This is a genomic window from Caballeronia sp. BR00000012568055, assembly GCF_029439455.1.
GTDB lineage: Bacteria > Pseudomonadota > Gammaproteobacteria > Burkholderiales > Burkholderiaceae > Caballeronia.
The window spans coordinates 1-15,545 of the sequence record NZ_JAQFVG010000027.1; the positions used below are offsets into that span (position 1 = coordinate 1).

19 protein-coding genes and 1 pseudogene are annotated in these 15,545 nt (G+C 59.8%); 9 read left to right on the forward strand and 11 right to left on the reverse strand.

The annotated features are described in order from the left end of the window. Positions 1-318: acetate uptake transporter (locus P7F28_RS02800; RefSeq protein WP_277182918.1), on the forward strand; the 318-nt coding region annotated here is incomplete at its 5' end. A gap of 242 nt (positions 319-560) precedes the next feature. On the opposite strand, the gene P7F28_RS02805 is transcribed toward P7F28_RS02800, so the two are convergent. The 3 genes from P7F28_RS02805 to P7F28_RS02815 are packed head-to-tail and all read right to left on the reverse strand — an operon-like array spanning position 561 to position 2,780. Continuing rightward, positions 561-1,388, reverse strand: coding sequence for a universal stress protein (locus tag P7F28_RS02805; RefSeq protein WP_277182919.1), 828 nt, complete (start codon positions 1,386-1,388; stop codon positions 561-563). Beyond that, positions 1,385-1,933: a universal stress protein gene (locus tag P7F28_RS02810; protein ID WP_277182920.1), complete on the reverse strand. Its 549-nt coding sequence runs from the start codon at positions 1,931-1,933 to the stop codon at positions 1,385-1,387. The genes P7F28_RS02805 and P7F28_RS02810 overlap by 4 nt, the downstream gene beginning before the upstream one ends. Positions 1,934-1,943: 10 nt before the next feature. Next, positions 1,944-2,780, reverse strand: a complete 837-nt coding sequence (locus tag P7F28_RS02815; RefSeq protein ID WP_277182921.1) for a universal stress protein — start codon at positions 2,778-2,780, stop codon at positions 1,944-1,946. A gap of 225 nt (positions 2,781-3,005) precedes the next feature. On the opposite strand from P7F28_RS02815, the gene P7F28_RS02820 reads away from it, so the two are divergent. The 3 genes from P7F28_RS02820 (at position 3,006) to P7F28_RS02830 (ending at position 5,119) form a co-directional block, all read left to right on the forward strand. Beyond that, positions 3,006-4,046, forward strand: a complete 1,041-nt coding sequence (locus P7F28_RS02820) for a zinc-dependent alcohol dehydrogenase family protein (RefSeq protein WP_277182922.1) — start codon at positions 3,006-3,008, stop codon at positions 4,044-4,046. A gap of 76 nt (positions 4,047-4,122) precedes the next feature. Beyond that, a complete protein-coding gene (locus tag P7F28_RS02825; protein ID WP_277182923.1) occupies positions 4,123-4,629 on the forward strand; it encodes a hypothetical protein in 507 nt (168 codons plus the stop codon). A 49-nt stretch (positions 4,630-4,678) separates the two neighbouring features. Further along, positions 4,679-5,119 (forward strand): universal stress protein, encoded by a 441-nt coding sequence (locus P7F28_RS02830; protein WP_277182924.1) that lies wholly within the window; start codon positions 4,679-4,681, stop codon positions 5,117-5,119. Positions 5,120-5,133: 14 nt separating this feature from the next. Here the strand turns inward: P7F28_RS02830 and P7F28_RS02835 are convergent, their stop codons facing one another. Next, the gene (locus tag P7F28_RS02835) at positions 5,134-6,531 is read right to left on the reverse strand and encodes a bifunctional enoyl-CoA hydratase/phosphate acetyltransferase (protein ID WP_277182925.1); all 1,398 of its coding nucleotides are present in this window, start codon (positions 6,529-6,531) and stop codon (positions 5,134-5,136) included. 315 nt (positions 6,532-6,846) lie between these two features. Between P7F28_RS02835 and P7F28_RS02840 the strand changes: the two genes are divergently transcribed. The 3 genes from P7F28_RS02840 (at position 6,847) to P7F28_RS02850 (ending at position 8,488) form a co-directional block, all read left to right on the forward strand. Continuing rightward, positions 6,847-7,560 carry a potassium channel family protein gene (locus P7F28_RS02840; protein WP_277182926.1) on the forward strand — a complete coding sequence of 238 codons (714 nt, stop codon included), beginning with the start codon at positions 6,847-6,849 and terminating at the stop codon, positions 7,558-7,560. Positions 7,561-7,673: 113 nt separating this feature from the next. Next, a complete protein-coding gene (locus P7F28_RS02845) occupies positions 7,674-8,045 on the forward strand; it encodes a hypothetical protein (protein ID WP_277182927.1) in 372 nt (123 codons plus the stop codon). Between the two features lie 146 nt (positions 8,046-8,191). Further along, positions 8,192-8,488: a hypothetical protein gene (locus tag P7F28_RS02850; RefSeq protein WP_277182928.1), complete on the forward strand. Its 297-nt coding sequence runs from the start codon at positions 8,192-8,194 to the stop codon at positions 8,486-8,488. A gap of 19 nt (positions 8,489-8,507) precedes the next feature. Here the strand turns inward: P7F28_RS02850 and P7F28_RS02855 are convergent, their stop codons facing one another. Further along, complete coding sequence (locus P7F28_RS02855; RefSeq protein ID WP_277182929.1) at positions 8,508-8,960, reverse strand: DUF3564 family protein; 453 nt, start codon at positions 8,958-8,960, stop codon at positions 8,508-8,510. A 32-nt stretch (positions 8,961-8,992) separates the two neighbouring features. Then, the gene (locus P7F28_RS02860) at positions 8,993-9,385 is read right to left on the reverse strand and encodes a c-type cytochrome (RefSeq protein WP_370467223.1); all 393 of its coding nucleotides are present in this window, start codon (positions 9,383-9,385) and stop codon (positions 8,993-8,995) included. Positions 9,386-9,516: 131 nt separating this feature from the next. Here P7F28_RS02860 and P7F28_RS02865 point away from each other — a divergent pair. Together P7F28_RS02865 and P7F28_RS02870 are read left to right on the forward strand one after the other, a co-directional pair. Further along, a pseudogene (locus tag P7F28_RS02865) lies at positions 9,517-9,798 on the forward strand (DUF1488 domain-containing protein); the annotation flags it as partial. A gap of 122 nt (positions 9,799-9,920) precedes the next feature. Then, on the forward strand, positions 9,921-10,955 hold the full coding sequence (locus P7F28_RS02870) for a zinc-dependent alcohol dehydrogenase family protein (protein WP_277182935.1): 1,035 nt from the start codon (positions 9,921-9,923) through the stop codon (positions 10,953-10,955). A 14-nt stretch (positions 10,956-10,969) separates the two neighbouring features. On the opposite strand, the gene fnr is transcribed toward P7F28_RS02870, so the two are convergent. From fnr to P7F28_RS33800, 5 genes are all read right to left on the reverse strand, one after another. Continuing rightward, positions 10,970-11,758, reverse strand: a complete 789-nt coding sequence (fnr, locus tag P7F28_RS02875; protein ID WP_277182930.1) for a fumarate/nitrate reduction transcriptional regulator Fnr — start codon at positions 11,756-11,758, stop codon at positions 10,970-10,972. A gap of 192 nt (positions 11,759-11,950) precedes the next feature. Further along, positions 11,951-12,601 carry a response regulator transcription factor gene (locus P7F28_RS02880; protein WP_277182936.1) on the reverse strand — a complete coding sequence of 217 codons (651 nt, stop codon included), beginning with the start codon at positions 12,599-12,601 and terminating at the stop codon, positions 11,951-11,953. After that, positions 12,601-13,857: a PAS domain-containing sensor histidine kinase gene (locus tag P7F28_RS02885; protein ID WP_277182931.1), complete on the reverse strand. Its 1,257-nt coding sequence runs from the start codon at positions 13,855-13,857 to the stop codon at positions 12,601-12,603. Before P7F28_RS02885 ends, P7F28_RS02880 begins: the two co-directional genes overlap by 1 nt. Before the next feature lie 277 nt (positions 13,858-14,134). Next, entirely contained in the window at positions 14,135-14,620 is a 486-nt protein-coding gene (locus P7F28_RS02890; RefSeq protein ID WP_277182932.1) for a universal stress protein, read from the reverse strand. Between the two features lie 23 nt (positions 14,621-14,643). Then, positions 14,644-15,483, reverse strand: a complete 840-nt coding sequence (locus P7F28_RS33800) for a universal stress protein (RefSeq protein ID WP_277182933.1) — start codon at positions 15,481-15,483, stop codon at positions 14,644-14,646. Positions 15,484-15,545: the final 62 nt, after the last annotated feature.

The window sequence follows — 15,545 nt, forward strand, 5'->3', positions numbered from 1 at the left end:
GTATTCACGTTCTACATGTGGATCGCAACCTTCCGTTCGCCCCGCGCCCTGCAACTGATCTTTCTCGCGCTCTGGATCACGTTCTTTTTGCTCGCCGCGAGCGACCTGACCGGCATGATCTGGTTACATCGCGCGGGAGGCTACGCGGGACTGGTCACGGCGCTCCTCGCGTTCTATCTGTCCGCTGCCGAGATCATCAACGAGACTCACGCGCGTGCCGTACTGCCGGTCGGTCTCGTCAATAAAGGCGCACCGGTGGACTGGCCCGCCGCGCCCGTCGAAACGCCATCGTCTCATCGCCTGGGGGATTTGATCTGAGCACGCTGCGCGCCGCTTCGGCGCGCAGCGGCGAAAGGACTTTGGAGTTCGCAAAATTGATTGCGTGTTGATGTGATGAAAACTTTCGTTTGGTTGTTGATCGCTGCGGTGATCGTGATCGGCGTGATCGTGGCATTGATTCAATACACGATATGGCGAAACGTCGATTGATCTCGACGCGAGAAGACGCGCGCTCCGGCATCTCTCCGGGCGCGCGCTTGATTTGACAGCAGTGCGAGAATTCAGTGCGAGAACAAGACGGGAAGAATTGAGCCTTCCAACAGCGAACGCGTCACACCGCCCAGCACGCGTTCCAGTCCACGCGCGTGTGCGTAGGCGCCCGCAACGATCAGATTGGCGTGTACGCTGCTTGCCCGGTTGATCAGCGTCATTCCCGTATTGAGGCCGGACAAGCGTGGCGTTGACGAGAAACTCGCGCGCACACCTTGCCGATCGAGATAGGCGGAGATGTCGATGCCCGCAGGCGTATCTTCATCGCGATGTCGTTCAATGGTCATGACTTCAACGAAGCGGGCGCTGCGCAAGATTGGCAGCGCGTCGGCCACGGCCCGTGCTGCCTCTCGGCTGTCGTCCCACGCAAGCACGACATTGTCGCCCAGTATCTTGACGATGCCCGCGCGCGGCATCACCAATACGGGGCGGCCCACGCCGATCACGACATCTTCGATCATGCGTCGGGAAACGTGTTCGCTCTGTTCATCGGAGTTGTCATGCCCGAGTACCAGCACGTCAGCGTGACGACCATGCTGCACGAGCGCTTCGGTCGCATCGCCACCTGGCGCTCGCCATTCCGATACGACACCCGCCAGCCGTGCAGCGGATTCAAATGCTGCCTGTGCCGTTTCCCTTGCCTCTTGACGATGCGATTCAAAGCGTCTGCGCGCGCCGTCGTCAGAAGGCGGCATCAAACGATGCAAAAGGTCTTGACGGACGGCATAGAGGCCAATCACATGAGCATCGAAGCGGCTCGCGACATCGAGCACCAGGTGCAACCGATTGGCGCAGTGAGCACTGTCGTCGAGATGGACGAGAAGGGTTTTCCATTTCATGATGTCGCCTCACGTGTGAACGGGAAATCATCCGCGCCGCTTCCTGCTGATTGGCTTGGCTTGACTGTGCTTCGCATTTCGTTGCGCGCCGGCACGAGCAGTACGGCGCATCTGGACAGTCGCAGGAAACGTTCTGCGACGCTGCCTAGCATGAGACGCCGCCAACCACGCCGACCGTGCGTACCCATCACGACCAGATCGGCCAGGAATTCTTCAGCGCTCGAGAGAATGCGATGCGCAAGATCGTCGTCACCGAGCGATACCTCGACGATTCGGGTATTGCCGCGGACGTCGGCTTGCTCCATTCGCAGCTCGGCTTCGGCGCAGATGGCTTCGCCTTCCCTCTGGCAAGCGTCGTGGAAATCCTGATAGCAATACGGACCCGCGCGGGCCGAAACGGGCGGCGCGTCAATCACGAAAAGCACCTGAATGAGTGCGTTCGACCCGCGTGCCAGCGTCAGTGCCTCGTCGAGCGCGCGACTGGCGATTGCGCTGCCGTCCATCGGCACGAGGATGCGGCTATACGGCGAAAGGGTTGTCGTCACGATCGGCCCCTCAATGTGACATCAAAACCGGCACGGTCATCGACGAAAGAAATGTTCGTGTCGCGCCGCCAAGGACCATCTCTTGCCAGCGAGCGTGGCCGTAACCACCCATGACGACGAGGTCCGCATTCAGGTCGGCAGCACGCGAAAGCAGGACTTCGCCAGCCGATGCTTCGCTGGTTCCCGTGCTTGACGAAACTTCCGCCTTCACGCCGTGGCGAGCGATGCAGGTGGCGAGCTCGGCCCCCGGAATACCAGCGCCTGCTTCACCTCGATTCGGATCGACGCACACGATGGTGACGCGCTCGGCGGACTTGAGCAGAGGAAGGGCGTCGTGTACCGCACGCGTTGCTTCGCGGCTGCCGTCCCATGCGATCATCGGATGCTTGCCGATCGACGAGAAGAAGCCGGTGTAGGGCAAAAGGAGAATCGGTCGCCCCGACGACAGGACAAGCGTCTCCGGGAAATGCTCACCGACATACGACTCGGGATCGGTCGGGTCATCCTGACTTGCGATGACGAGATCGGCGCACCGGGCGAAATGCGGAACTGATTGGGTCGCGGAATCGTTTGTCTCGATCCATTCGCCGGGAACATTGGCGCGTTTGAGTTCCGCATGAAAGAGTCGCTCGATCGAGCCGCGCTGCTCGCGCCGCATGGCCAGGTGCTGCTCGTAGTAACTGGCCGTTCCCGCCATCACGGTGAAGGCGCGCGGACTGGGTTCGAAAACCGAAAACAGTCCGGTGACATAGGCGTCGAAGCGTTTGGCCACGAGCAGCGCGGTTTCCAGTCTGGGGTGAGCGCGCACGCTGGTATCGAGGTGCACGAGAATGGTCTTGTAACTCATTGCATGACTCCTTGAGTCGAAACGAGCGGATCGGGATGCGAGGACGTGATGGCCTCAACCGTGCTCAGTCTAAAGAGCGATGCCGTCACGACGATTGACTCAGGTCAATGGCAAGAGGCCGATTTGGGATTGCGCATTCCGGTTGACTCAGGTCAATTGCGCAAACTGCCTGAGGCTTAGATTGGGTCCGTTCGAGAAAGCCTTCTCGCCTCAGGGAGTCGGAATATGAAAGCACTCGTCTATCACGGACCGGGTAAAAAGTCGCTCGATGAACGGCCCGTTCCGAAGCTCCTCGCTGCGACTGACGCGATCGTGCGGGTGACACGCACCACCATCTGCGGCACCGACTTGCATATCCTCAAGGGCGACGTGCCGAGTTGCGAGCCGGGCCGGATTTTGGGCCACGAAGGTGTCGGCATCGTCGAAGTCGTGGGTGCGGCCGTGTCGGCGTTCAAGCCCGGCGATCATGTGCTGATTTCCTGTATTTCTTCATGCGGGAAATGCGAAGCGTGTCGGCGCGGTATGTACTCGCACTGCACGACAGGTGGCTGGATCTTGGGTAATCGGATCGACGGAACGCAAGCCGAGTATGTGCGCACCCCGCACGCGGACACGAGTCTGTATCCGATTCCTGCTGGCGTTGAAGAGGAAGCGCTCGTCATGCTGTCGGACATTCTGCCCACGGGCTTCGAATGCGGGGTCCTCAACGGCCGCGTTCAGCCGGGCGGGACAGTGGCGATCGTCGGAGCGGGTCCGATCGGTCTGGCGGCGCTGCTCACCGCCCAGTTCTATTCACCGGCGCAGATAATCATGATCGATCGTGACGAACAGCGTCTTGAGATCGCGCGCACGTTCGGCGCGAGTGCATGCATTGACATTGGAAGGACCGAGCCTGTTGCGGAAGTGATGCGACTTACCGAAGGCGCGGGCGTCGATTGTGCGGTGGAGGCGGTTGGCGTACCGGCGACGTTTGAAATGTGCGAGTCGATGATCGCGGCGGGCGGCGTGATCGCCAATGTAGGCGTTCATGGTGTCAAAGCCGACCTGCATCTGGAAACGCTTTGGGACGGCAACATCACCATCACCACACGTCTCGTTGATACGGTGAGCACGCCGATGCTGCTCAGAACGGTGCGCGCGGGTCGGCTCGATCCCAAACGGTTGATCACGCATCGATTCACCCTGGATCACGTCCTCGACGCCTACGACACTTTCGAAAACGCGGCGAAAAGCGGCGCTTTGAAGGTGCTCATCTCAATGAGCTGAGAAGGGGATCGCAGAGCGGCGGTTCGAAGTCGCTTCGCATAACTTGTTTTCATCGGAACACAAACGGGGCGCGAAAATGCCTGGAATTCTCGTAGTCTGTTACTCACGCACCGGCACGACGCGCGCCGTCGCCGTCGCACTCGCCAAATGCTTGCACGCCGACTTCGAAGAGATTATCGAGCCTGTCGATCGCTCGGGAGTCCTCGGGTATGTCCGATCGATTGTCGATGCGCTGCTATCACGAAAGGGGCTGATCAAGCCCATGCGATATGACCCGGCGCAGTATGACGTGGTGGTAATCGGCACACCGGTATGGGCCGGGACGATGAGCACGCCAGTTCGTTCATGGCTCTGCCGGAATCGTCGCGAACTACGACGGGTGGCGTTTTTTTGCACCGAGCACAGGCGAGGCGAAGCGACTGCCTTCAAGGACCTGGAAAAACTCGCGGGCAAGACGCCGGTCGCGCGCTGTGCGCTGCCCGGCAATCTTCGGGCACAGGAAGAACAACGAATCATCGGACTCTTTGCCACGCGCATTGAACGCCATCTTGACCGTACACGCGAGTACGAATGGATGGCCTGATCCGGGAAGGTTTGAATTCGGTTATCGAATGCTTTAAGGAGAAGGTCAGATGTACGGAAACATCATGGTCGCGATGAACGACAGCGAGTCCTCGCAGCGTGTCCTTGACGAGGCGCTCCGCATGGGTGATGCAGCGAAGACGACTATCCGTTTGCTTTTCGTTGCAGATGGACGCGCACTATCGTCGTATCCGGTGGCGTATCGAGAGACCACGCGGCGTCAGGCGCAGGAGCTGCTCGATGCCGCGCAGTTGCGCGTCCGACAAGCCGGTCTCAAGTGCGAGATTCGACTGGAAGAGACACTCAGCACTGTCGACTCCGTGGTGGATTGTCTGCTGCGTCATGCCGCCAGCATGCCTGCCGATCTCGCTGTCATGGGAACGCACGGGCGTGGCGGTTGGATGCGCCTGGCAAAGGGTAGCGTGGCGGAGTCGTTCGCCAGGCGCTCGACGTGTCCCGTGCTGCTGACCCGGCTTTCGACGCGTCCATGAAGCCGCGTGCGGGGTCAGCGCGGCCGTCGGGCTGCGTGTTCAGTGACCAGTTTGGCGAGTGCGACCGACGCGATTCGTACCCGCACACTGTCTGCACGACTGGTGATGACCACAGGAATTCGAGCGCCAAGCACGAGTCCCGCTGCATCGGCAGCACCGAAGAACATCATCTGCTTGGCCAAGATGTTCGCGGCCTCGAGATCGGGCGCGAGCAAGATGTCCGCATCGCCTGCAACCGGTGAGACGATGCCTTTGGTCGATGCGGCCGCAGCGCTGATCGCGTTGTCGAAAGCGAGCGGACCATCGACCGTGGCGCCAGTGATCTGGCCGCGCATTGCCATCGCCGTGAGGGAGGCGGCATCGATAGTGGCGGCCATTTTCGGATTGACGGTTTCCACGGCCGCCAATACGGCGACCAAAGGGCGTTCGACGCCAAGCAGATGCAGGAGATCGACCGCGTTTTGGCAGATGTCTCGCTTATGCTCCAGATCGGGTGCGATATTCACCGCTGCGTCGGTCACGATCAGCGCCTTTGAGTAAGTTGGCACGTCCATCGCATAGACGTGGCTCATTCGCCGGTCTGTTCGCAAGCCCGACCCTTCGGCGAGCACCGCTGACAGGAGTTCCTCGGTGTGCAGGCTTCCTTTCATGAGCGCGCCTACGTGCCCGGTGGCTCCCATTTCGACGGCGCGCGCAGCGGCCGCGTGACTGTGTTCGACTGCTTCGATGGTCACGCCCGTCAGGTCGATCATCGCCGCCTGCGCCGCGGCCTGGATTTTGTGGACAGGGCCGATCAATAGTGGATCGATGAGTCCTTCGTCGCGCGCCTCGATGGCAGCGGCAAGCGACTCGGGTGAGCAGGGGTGAACGACGGCAGTACGCATGGGAGCACGCATCCGAGCTTCTCGTACAAAGCGAGCATATCGATCGTGCGGCCGTACAAAGATATCAGGCTCCGGCGCGACGGGCCACGTCATGCTTTTGTCCGGCGCGATGACGGTGGCCGAGCCGAGCATGACGATATCGCCCTTTTGATCGGTACAGCGAGTCTCGAACGTGACCGTGCGCCTTGCAGGCAGTTTCGCGCGCACGCAGACCGTCGCCGTAATCACGTCGCCCGGATGCACGGGACGGCAGAATTTTTGGGTTTGTCGAAGCTGTATCGCACCTGCACCGGGGAGGCGTGTGGCGAGCACCGAGGACACCAGTGCACTCGTCCACATCGAGTGCGTGACGATGTCACCGCGCGTTACATGGCGTTCGAGATCGGCCTCCAGGACAGGGGGTGTCATCTCTCCCGCCACCGCTGCGAAGAGGTTCAGGTTCTCTCGGGTGACCTTTCGCGTCAGAGACGCAGACAGTCCAGGTGTGATGTCGTCCAGGGTGACATTGCTCATCATTTCTGCGTTCATCGCGGTCAGTCGCTCGACTTGTCAGGCAGCCGACTCTACGCGCGTCGATTGGAATTGCTTTTGAGGCATGTCAATCAAAAGGCGGCGGGAAAAACAAGAGCCAAAAGCCCACATGAAACGTGACCCACGTCAAAGCTTAGCCGCCTCTATATGACAGGATGGCGAGGACCTCGGCATCACACCACGAGTCTAGAAATCGATATGAAACACTGGCTTCGCACGCTTGGGTCGTACGGCGTTGAGTCACACGATGCGCCTGACGCAATTCGGACGTGGCATGTCCTGCGTTGGCCACTGTTTGCGACCTTGCTCCTTTTGATTCCCGCTTTTTATCTGGAACTGCTGGGTCCGGCGCTCGCGTTCAAGCTTGCGCGCTGCCTCTATCTGATTGTTGGCATCGTTGGAATGGGCATTGTCGGCCGAATGCTCATGGAGAGCCGTCGGCCGTCTCGCTTCTTGCGCAGAAACGCGTTGGATATCGTGCTGGTGATGGGCGCATTTCTAAGCGTTGTAGGCGGCAATCTTCCCTGGTCGGCGGTCGAGTGGACGTTGCGGCTGGCGTTTATGGTCGCGCTCGCACTGCGGATCGTACTGACGTTGCGCGCGCTCTTCGTGCCGCACCGCCTTTTGATCCTGCTGGCGATCGGCGCTGGCCTATTGGCGCTTTCGGGCGCGGGATTCTATTGGTTGGAGCCTCGTGTTTCGACATATGCCGACGGTTTGTGGCTCGCCTTCGAAAGTAGTGCGACGGTTGGCTACGGTGACATCGCGCCGACTACGCCCGCCTCGCGCGTTTTCGCGGTCTTTGTCGTTCTGCTCGGCTACGGCATGCTCTCCTTGACGTTTGCGAGCATCGCGGCGCTGTTCATCGGCGAGGAAGAAAAACAGCTCAGGCGTGACATGCATCGCGACATCAAGCGGCTGGAAGGCGAGGTGCTCGCCATGCGCGATGAGCTTCAAAAGGTCAGCGTACTGATCAATCGCCAGGTGACACCCGGCGGGGACCAGCGCCTGGACGTCGAATCATAGTCGAGGCCGATATGCGGATTCGCTCGGTGAGCGTATGGCTTGTTCTGCTGGGACTTTCAGGCTGTTCCACGGAAGCACGCTGGGATCGGTTCACGCGAACCGAAGGCGAACTGATGCAGGCGCGTGAGGTGGCATCGATCGAATGTGAAGACGAGCAGGCGTGCGCCAGCTTATGGGCGCGTACCGTGGCGTATGTCTCGACTCATTCGGCAACCCGCATCGGATTCGCCGATGAAAATCATGTCGAAACGAAACCTCCACTTGAGTCGGGCGTCGTCTATCTGTGGGCGAGTCGCACGCCGTCACCAACCAATGAGCATCACGCCCGCATTCGCATCAAGGCGCTATGCCGCGGAATGTATGCGATGGACGGTGGGCCTGGGTGGCAGTACGCACGTTGTGCACGCGAAATCGAGACGCTTGAACGTCAGTACGGCGAGTTCGTCCTGACGCCACGGACCGGATCGACGAACGATCCGGCCTGACTGCGTTTTGCTTGATGTGAGTCAAGCGGCGGTTGACGGATCGAACGAGCATGGTTTGGCGCGGCGGAAAAAGCGTACAGCAGCGCGGACGGCAGGCCTTCTGTCGCAAGAGGGATTCAGCGGGGTGAACGGTTATGGGGCTCGGAATGCAGATTGCCTATCAGGGCTTCACCGGCTCCGACAAAGTCGAGCGCTTGGCCGGCGTCGAGTTGGTCCGGCTGGAAAGCGCGGCAAGCGACATCGTGAATAGTCACCTCACGATTGAAGCGTACCGCGATACATCCGGCGTCCAGTTGTACGACGCCCGACTCGATCTGGTCACAAAGAATTTCGATTTGATTCCCGTTCAGCGCGGATCCAACTCAGACGTGAGCGTCGCGATTCACGAGGCGTTCGACAACGCCATGCGATTGCTCAAGCGCCGCCGCGAGCCGTCCATCTGATAGCTCACTCAAGCCCGACTTACGGTGCGGACGTGCCGATATGTCGGCGATTGCCATTGCGATCCTGAGGCGCGCCGGGCTCGTCCGAAAAAATCTCGTGCTCGGCAACGATCGAGTCTCGATCCACGCATTGAACATGCCAGTGGCCCATGCTCATCAAGCGGCTCCTGTTGCGCATATCAGCGCGCAGGCACACCACTCGTCCATTCTGTTCCGCTTGTGAATCGCGCCGATCTGCGAAGCCCGGCGAAGCGCCAAGTCTGAGGCCGCGCAGCAAGAACAATAAAGTCCCGGCATCCGGTGGGAGTAGGAGCGTGCCGTTCTCCGTGGGTTTCCATATGCCCCACGACGGAAGTTCAATGCCGTCATGGCTTTCTCGTGACCACCGACCGGACTCCTGATCTAACCAAATGACCGCATAGTCCGACGTTTTGGCGTCGCTGAATGCGTCGAGTTTGAGCGTAATCCGCATGGTGACTCCTCTGTGTTCGTCCTTCGTATTCGTCAATGCCGCAAAACCCAGGCGATGAGCGTATGGGCGTCTTCTGGTGAAAGTGCTCCGCCGCGCTCGGCCGGCATCGGCATGGCCATGTCGCCCCAATGCGCCTGACCGCCTGCTCGCAACTTGTGCTCGAGCATCACCGACGCATTGGGATTGTCGCGATACCGGTTGGCAATTTGTTGAAACGAAGGCGCGAGAAACGGGGCATCGTTGGTATGACAGAACATGCAGTGCTGTTGATCGATCAACGCGCTCGGCTCGGACTGCGCCAGCGCTTTTGCACCGCATAGCAGGAGCGCGATCGCAAGCGCCGCACGTACGAGACGACTCGTGCGAGGCGCACCGGATGAGCGAGGCGAGACCGAGGAAAGGGGCGGGAAGGAAAAGGTAAGCATGGCAGGCAACCGGATGGGATAGCCCCATGATGCGGCGCTCGGCGTGCAACGCCGTTGACTTGCATCAAGGCTCAATCGGGGCTTCTCCTGAACACTCGGGACACGTTCTGTTTCCAACGGGAGAACTGGCCATGAACATCACTTTCCACAACCGGGCACCTGTCTACCTGGGAAACAAACCTGGCTTGATGTTTTGGGCGTCTGCGGATGACGAGTGCATTCCGTGCACCATATCGGCTGAGGCCCTCAAAGACCATTTCGGCGCGGCATCAAGTAGGGAAAAAGATCTAATAAATGCTTTCGACAAGAGCCGTGGTCTGATAGAAGGCGCGGCTGAGCAACTGCTGCGCAGCGTCGGGCGCAAGCCGGTCGTTCTGCGTAGCGGGTACTTTCGGTTCAGTGAATGCCGAGGCGGAAAGCGCGTTCAGCCTTGGGAAGATCGGACGAAGCGATCCGACGAAGGCGCTGGCCGCCGCCTGCTTCATGCAGACACTCATGCAGACAACCACGCAACCGACAGTCGCGGAGCCAGATGATGCGCGCCATGCTCTACGATGGACACAGCCCCACGTTGCGCGAAGCAGAGGTTGACGATCCTGTCGCCGGTCCTGGCCAATTGCTGATCAACATCGCGGCATGCGGCGTTTGTCGAACAGACCTGCATATCGTGGATGGCGAACTGGCGCATCCCAGGCTACCGCTCATACCCGGACACGAGGTCGTCGGCCGCGTCGCCGCTGTAGGGCCAGGCGTCGAAGGCTATTTTTCTGTCGGTGATCGGGTCGGCGTTCCCTGGATGGGGCGCGCGTGCGGCAACTGTCAGTATTGTCTTCGTGAGCAAGAAAATCTTTGCGATGCACCGGCCTTCACGGGATACACACTCAACGGCGGGTATGCCGAGCGCATAGTGGCGGACTCGCATTTCTGCCTGCATATTCCGTACGGTTATACGGACACCGATGCAGCGCCGTTGCTATGCGCGGGACTCATTGGCTACCGGGCGCTGTGCATGGCAGGGCGGGCAAAGCGGCTGGGCATCTATGGTTTTGGCGCAGCGGCGCATATCGTGATGCAACTGGCGCGGCGTCAGAGGCGCACGGTTTTCGCGTTCACGCGTCCCGGTGATATACCCGCGCAACAGTTGGCGCTGTGCCTCGGTGCCGAGTGGGCCGGAAGCAGCGAAGAGCGCGCACCCGACGAGCTCGATGCCGCGCTTATCTTCGCTCCCGTGGGCGAGCTTGTGCCGATGGCATTGCGCTCGGTATGCAAGGGAGGCGTGGTCGTCTGCGGTGGCATCCATATGAGCGATATTCCGTCGTTTCCGTATGCGTTGCTGTGGGGGGAAAGACGGATCGTCTCGGTCGCCAATCTCACGCGAAGCGACGGTATGGCGTTCATGCAGCATGCGAGCGACGTGCTCTTCAAGATACGAACACAGGTTTATCCGCTGGCCGAGGCCAACCGCGCGCTTGCCGATCTGCGAGACGGGCACGTCACCGGCGCCGCAGTCCTGCAAGTAGGCCAGCACAACCAGTTCGCCGCAAGCGGGTCATTACGGGCAGATCACTGATGCACGCCGTACCGCTACACGCTTTCGAGTCCCGCCTGATCGAGAATGCGCACTTCCTTTCCGCGGGCATCCAGCACGCCTGCCTTTTGAAGCTTCGAAAACATCCGGCTGACGGTTTCGAGCTTGAGTCCGAGAAAGCTTCCGATCTCCTCGCGGGTCATTCTCAGTACAAACTGAGCGGGCGAATAGCCGCGTGCCTGCATTCTCGTCGAGAGATTCAACAAGAAGGCGGCAACGCGTTGCTCCGCCGACATCGTCCCAAGCAGCATCATCAGATTGGATTCACGAACGATTTCGCCGCCCATGAGCCGGTGAATATGATGCTGAATGGTCTTCACCTCGCGGCAAAGCAGTTCAAGCAGATCAAACGGGATGATGCACACCACGCTGTCCTCAAGGGCGATGGCATCGCAGTTGTGATGATCGGAGCTGATACCGTCCAGCCCGAGGGCATCGCCCGCGAGATAAAAACCGGTGACTTGTTCAATGCCATCGCGATGCATCACGACGGTTTTGAAACACCCGCTGCGAACGGCGTAGACGCTTTGAAACGCATCGCCGCAGCGATAGAGCGGGTCGCCGCGGTGAACCGTGCGGGTCGAACAGATCAGGGCGTCGAGCCGTTCGTAATCGTCTGGTGAAAGACCGCTTGGCATGCAAACGCGTTGCATGGAACAGGTTGAGCAGCGTACGCCTTTGTGTCTTCCGTCCGCGTTGGCGAGCGCCGCCACCTGGAAGGAACGGCGCGATGGAGGGGCTTGATCAAGACGTGTTTTAACGCTGGCGTCGCTTGCTGGAAACATGACGTGCCTCCGGTCGAACGTGGGGTTCGCATGATCGGCGTCTCTGCGTCGTTGAGCGCAGGGCCTCATCGCGCGTGAAGTTTCTATGTGTCGAATTATTGTTCGTGAGCAGGCCGAAAAAAATCGGCGCTGACGGAAACTGCTGTAGGGTTTTGGACGGGCCGTGTAGGGAAATCCTGACAGGGCGAACAGCTAATCGTTCTCGTTGGCATCATCGAAGAGTCGGTGACGGACCGCATAGCGAACAAGCGCCGCCTCATGCGGCATCTGCATTTTCTCGAGAATCCTGGCCTTGTACGTGCTGATCGTCTTCGCGCTCACGCACAGGGCCTCGCTGATATGGTTGATCGACTCTCCCGCGCACAGCCGTTTGAAGACATCGAACTCACGGTCTGACAGGCGTTGGTGCGGCATGATATCCGCAGGCTCCCCAAGGCTTTGTGCAAAGCGTTCGGCCATCGAGAGACTGACATACGCGCCGCCTGAGGCAACCTTGTTGATGGCCGATACCAGTTCTGAACTTGCGCTTTCTTTCGTGAGGTAGCCAGAAGCTCCGGCTTTGAACGCGCGCGCGGCGTATTGCTGCTCGGCGTGCATGGTGAGGACGAGAATGCGCAGCGCGGGCTTTTCGTCTTTGATTTGCTTGAGCAATTCGAGGCCGCTTCGTCCCGGCATGGAAAGGTCCAGCACAAGGACGTGTGCAGCCGTCTGTCTGACGAGTGCAAGCGTACTCGCGGCGTCATTTCCCTCACCGACAACTTCGAAGCCACTCTCATGATCAAGCAGATGGCGCAACCCAGCTCGCACAAGGGTGTGATCATCCGCAATCAGCACTTTAGTGATCATGGTCGCGCATCCTTTTCGCGCACGGATTCCCGAGGCAGTACCACCGTGAGGACAAACCCTGTCTCCGGCCTTGAATCGATCGATACACGGCCGCCTAAAGCGTGGGCGCGCTCGCGCACGCCAAGCAGCCCAAAAGCTTTGCCGATCGGCGCAGGCAGCGAAGCCGCGCCGACGCCATTGTCGCCCACACGCAGGGTGCACTTACTGTCATCGGCGTGAAGCGACAGATCGACCGTTGATGCGCTTGCATGACGTACGATATTCGTGAACGCTTCTTCAATGATACGGAAAACCGCAGTGGCCGCGTCGGCATTGAAGATGAGATCGCCGGTATCGACGGTTTGACTGACTTCGATTCGATGGCGTCGCGTGAAGTCATCAACGAGCCAGTCGATGGCGGCGGCCAGACCCAGATCATCGAGCATGACGGGGCGCTGATACGCCGCAATGCGCCTGAGCGATGCAATATTGCGGTCAACCAAACTGAGCATTCGCGTGAGTTGCGCCCCGATGTCCGCATTGTACGCAGGGTGGGCGGCAAGCTGTGCATCCAACGCCGACACGTCCATTTTGAGCGCGCTAAGCGTCTGACCGATATCGTCGTGCAACGCTCGAGCGACTCGCCCTTTCTCGATCTCGCGCACGTGCTGCAGATTGGCCGACAAAGCGCGCAGTTCCTCGCGAGATTGCTGGAGCAGCGCTTCAGCCTCGACACGTTCGGTGATGTCACGCAACACCACGGTGAACAACTTGGATTCGTTGTCTTCCGTCTGAGAAATCGAAGCTTCAATGGGAAATTCTTCACCATCGGCGCGCAGACCGAACAGTACGCGGCGCGCGCCCATCGGGCGGTCTGTCACGCTGTTACGTCCGAATCGAGCGACCTGACGCGCGTGCTCCGCACGATAGCGCTCCGGAATGAAACGCGTCAGCGGCGAGCCGATGGCGTCATCTGCCGGGCAGCGGAATACGTGCTCGGCCATCGGATTGAAAAGCACGATGCGTTGCGCCGTATCGATGGTGAGGATCGCTTCCGTCGTGGTGCGGATGATGCTGCCCAGGCGTGCATGACTCAACGATGTGCCGGCCTCGGCGAGAAGGATTTGACGGTGCCTGGCCAGCGAAACAAGCGCTGCAAATACGGATGCGTGTCCAACCGCTGCCACCCACAACCATCCTTGTAAGACGGCACTTACCGAACACAGAAGACGCAGCTGTTGAATGCCGAGCCACCAAAGCGCGAGGACGATCACGCCTGACAAGGCTCCTTGCATATAGGTTCGCCTCGACAAGCCTGCGGGCGCAGCAGACCTCTGCCCGAGCGCCTGGGTTCGCCCTGCATTCTTTTTCATAGGCGCATTTCCGAAAAGGCGTCCCACGCCGACACCTGACCATACCTGCCAATGCCCGGCGATGCTCGCTGAGGAAAAACGGAGGAGCGAGCTAATTATTAGCTTACGCCAGAGCGCGCACGCGGTTCTCCGATCCTGTCATGGTTCACGCCGCCGCGCTCTTTGCAGCGTGTGCCAGTCACATATTTTCCTCGCTCTCTCTCGCCTGCTGCTCGGCTTCTCGTCCTGGCACAAGCAACACCGGGCAACGCGCCGATCGCACCACGTGCTCCGCGACGCTGCCCAGCACCGCGCGACGCCAGCCCCGGCGACCGTGCGTGCCCATGACGATGACATCGGCGTTGAAGTCGTCGGCGCAGCTCAAAATGCGCTGCGCGATATCATCGCCAGTCAATTCGACCTCGGCGATACGCGGCGCGCCATCGACGCCGTCCTGCGCCATGCGTTCGGTCGCTTCTCTGGTCAGTCTCTGTCCTTCCTCAAGTAGCGCAGCACGCATGTCTGGATAGAACATCGCGGCAGCGTCATACGCGACGGGCTGAAGATCGACGATAAAGAGCGGCTGCAGCGTAGCGCCGTGGGCGCGCGCGAGCTTGAGCGCTTCGGCAAAGGCGTGCGATGACGTGACACTACCGTCAATGGGTGCGAGGATCCGAGAGTACATGGTGGTAAGCGCAGAGATTGAGTTTAATGTGACATCAAGACGGGGAGAGGCATTGCGCGCAGCATGTCGCGCGTGACGCCGCCCAGAACAACATCTCGCCAACGCGTATGGCCGTAGCCGCCCATTGCAATCAGATCTGCGCCGATGCGTTGCGCCTCCGAGAGCAGAACGTCGCAAATCGGCCGATCGACGTGCTCCACGATATCGCGCAGGGTCGCGCGGACTTCGTTGCGTGCCAGCGTCGTACCAATGTCCGTACCTGGGCCGTGAATCTCTGGCGTAGGATCTCCACGACCACGGACACATGCAATTTCGACTTGCCTGGCGTGGCGGAGAAACGGCATTGCATCGTGGATTGAGCGCGTCGCGTATTGACTGGCGTTCCATCCGATCAGTACATGGCGGCCAACATCCTGAAACACGCCCGAGTAAGGCAGAAACAGAATCGGGCGGCCCGTGTTGACAACGAGCGTTTCGGCGAAATTTTTGCTGATGAAGGATTCCGGGTCATTCGAATCGTATTGTCCGGCAACCACAAGGTCCGCAAGTCGCCCGTGCATCGGTACGGTATGTCTTGCGTGGCCAGAATCCTCAATCCAGTCGCCAGACAGGCTCAGGCGAGCCAATCCCGCATGAAACAGCCGCTTGAGCGAGTGCCTGCATTCGATGTGAAGGGTTCGACCGCTCTCGAAGAAAACGGCGGTTTCCGGGAAGGCCGGAAGCAAGACGGGTTCTGGCTTGTAAAGCGCATAGATGGCGTTAAGGTGCGCCTTGAACCGCTTGGCAAGCAAAAGTGCAACCTCGAGTCGATAAGGTGCTCGTTCGCTCGCATCAAGATGGACAAGGATCGTCTTGTAGCTCACCACCGCCTCCGCTCGACTATGCACAAACAATAGGAGCCAACACGGAAGTCAGTCTAAGGAAG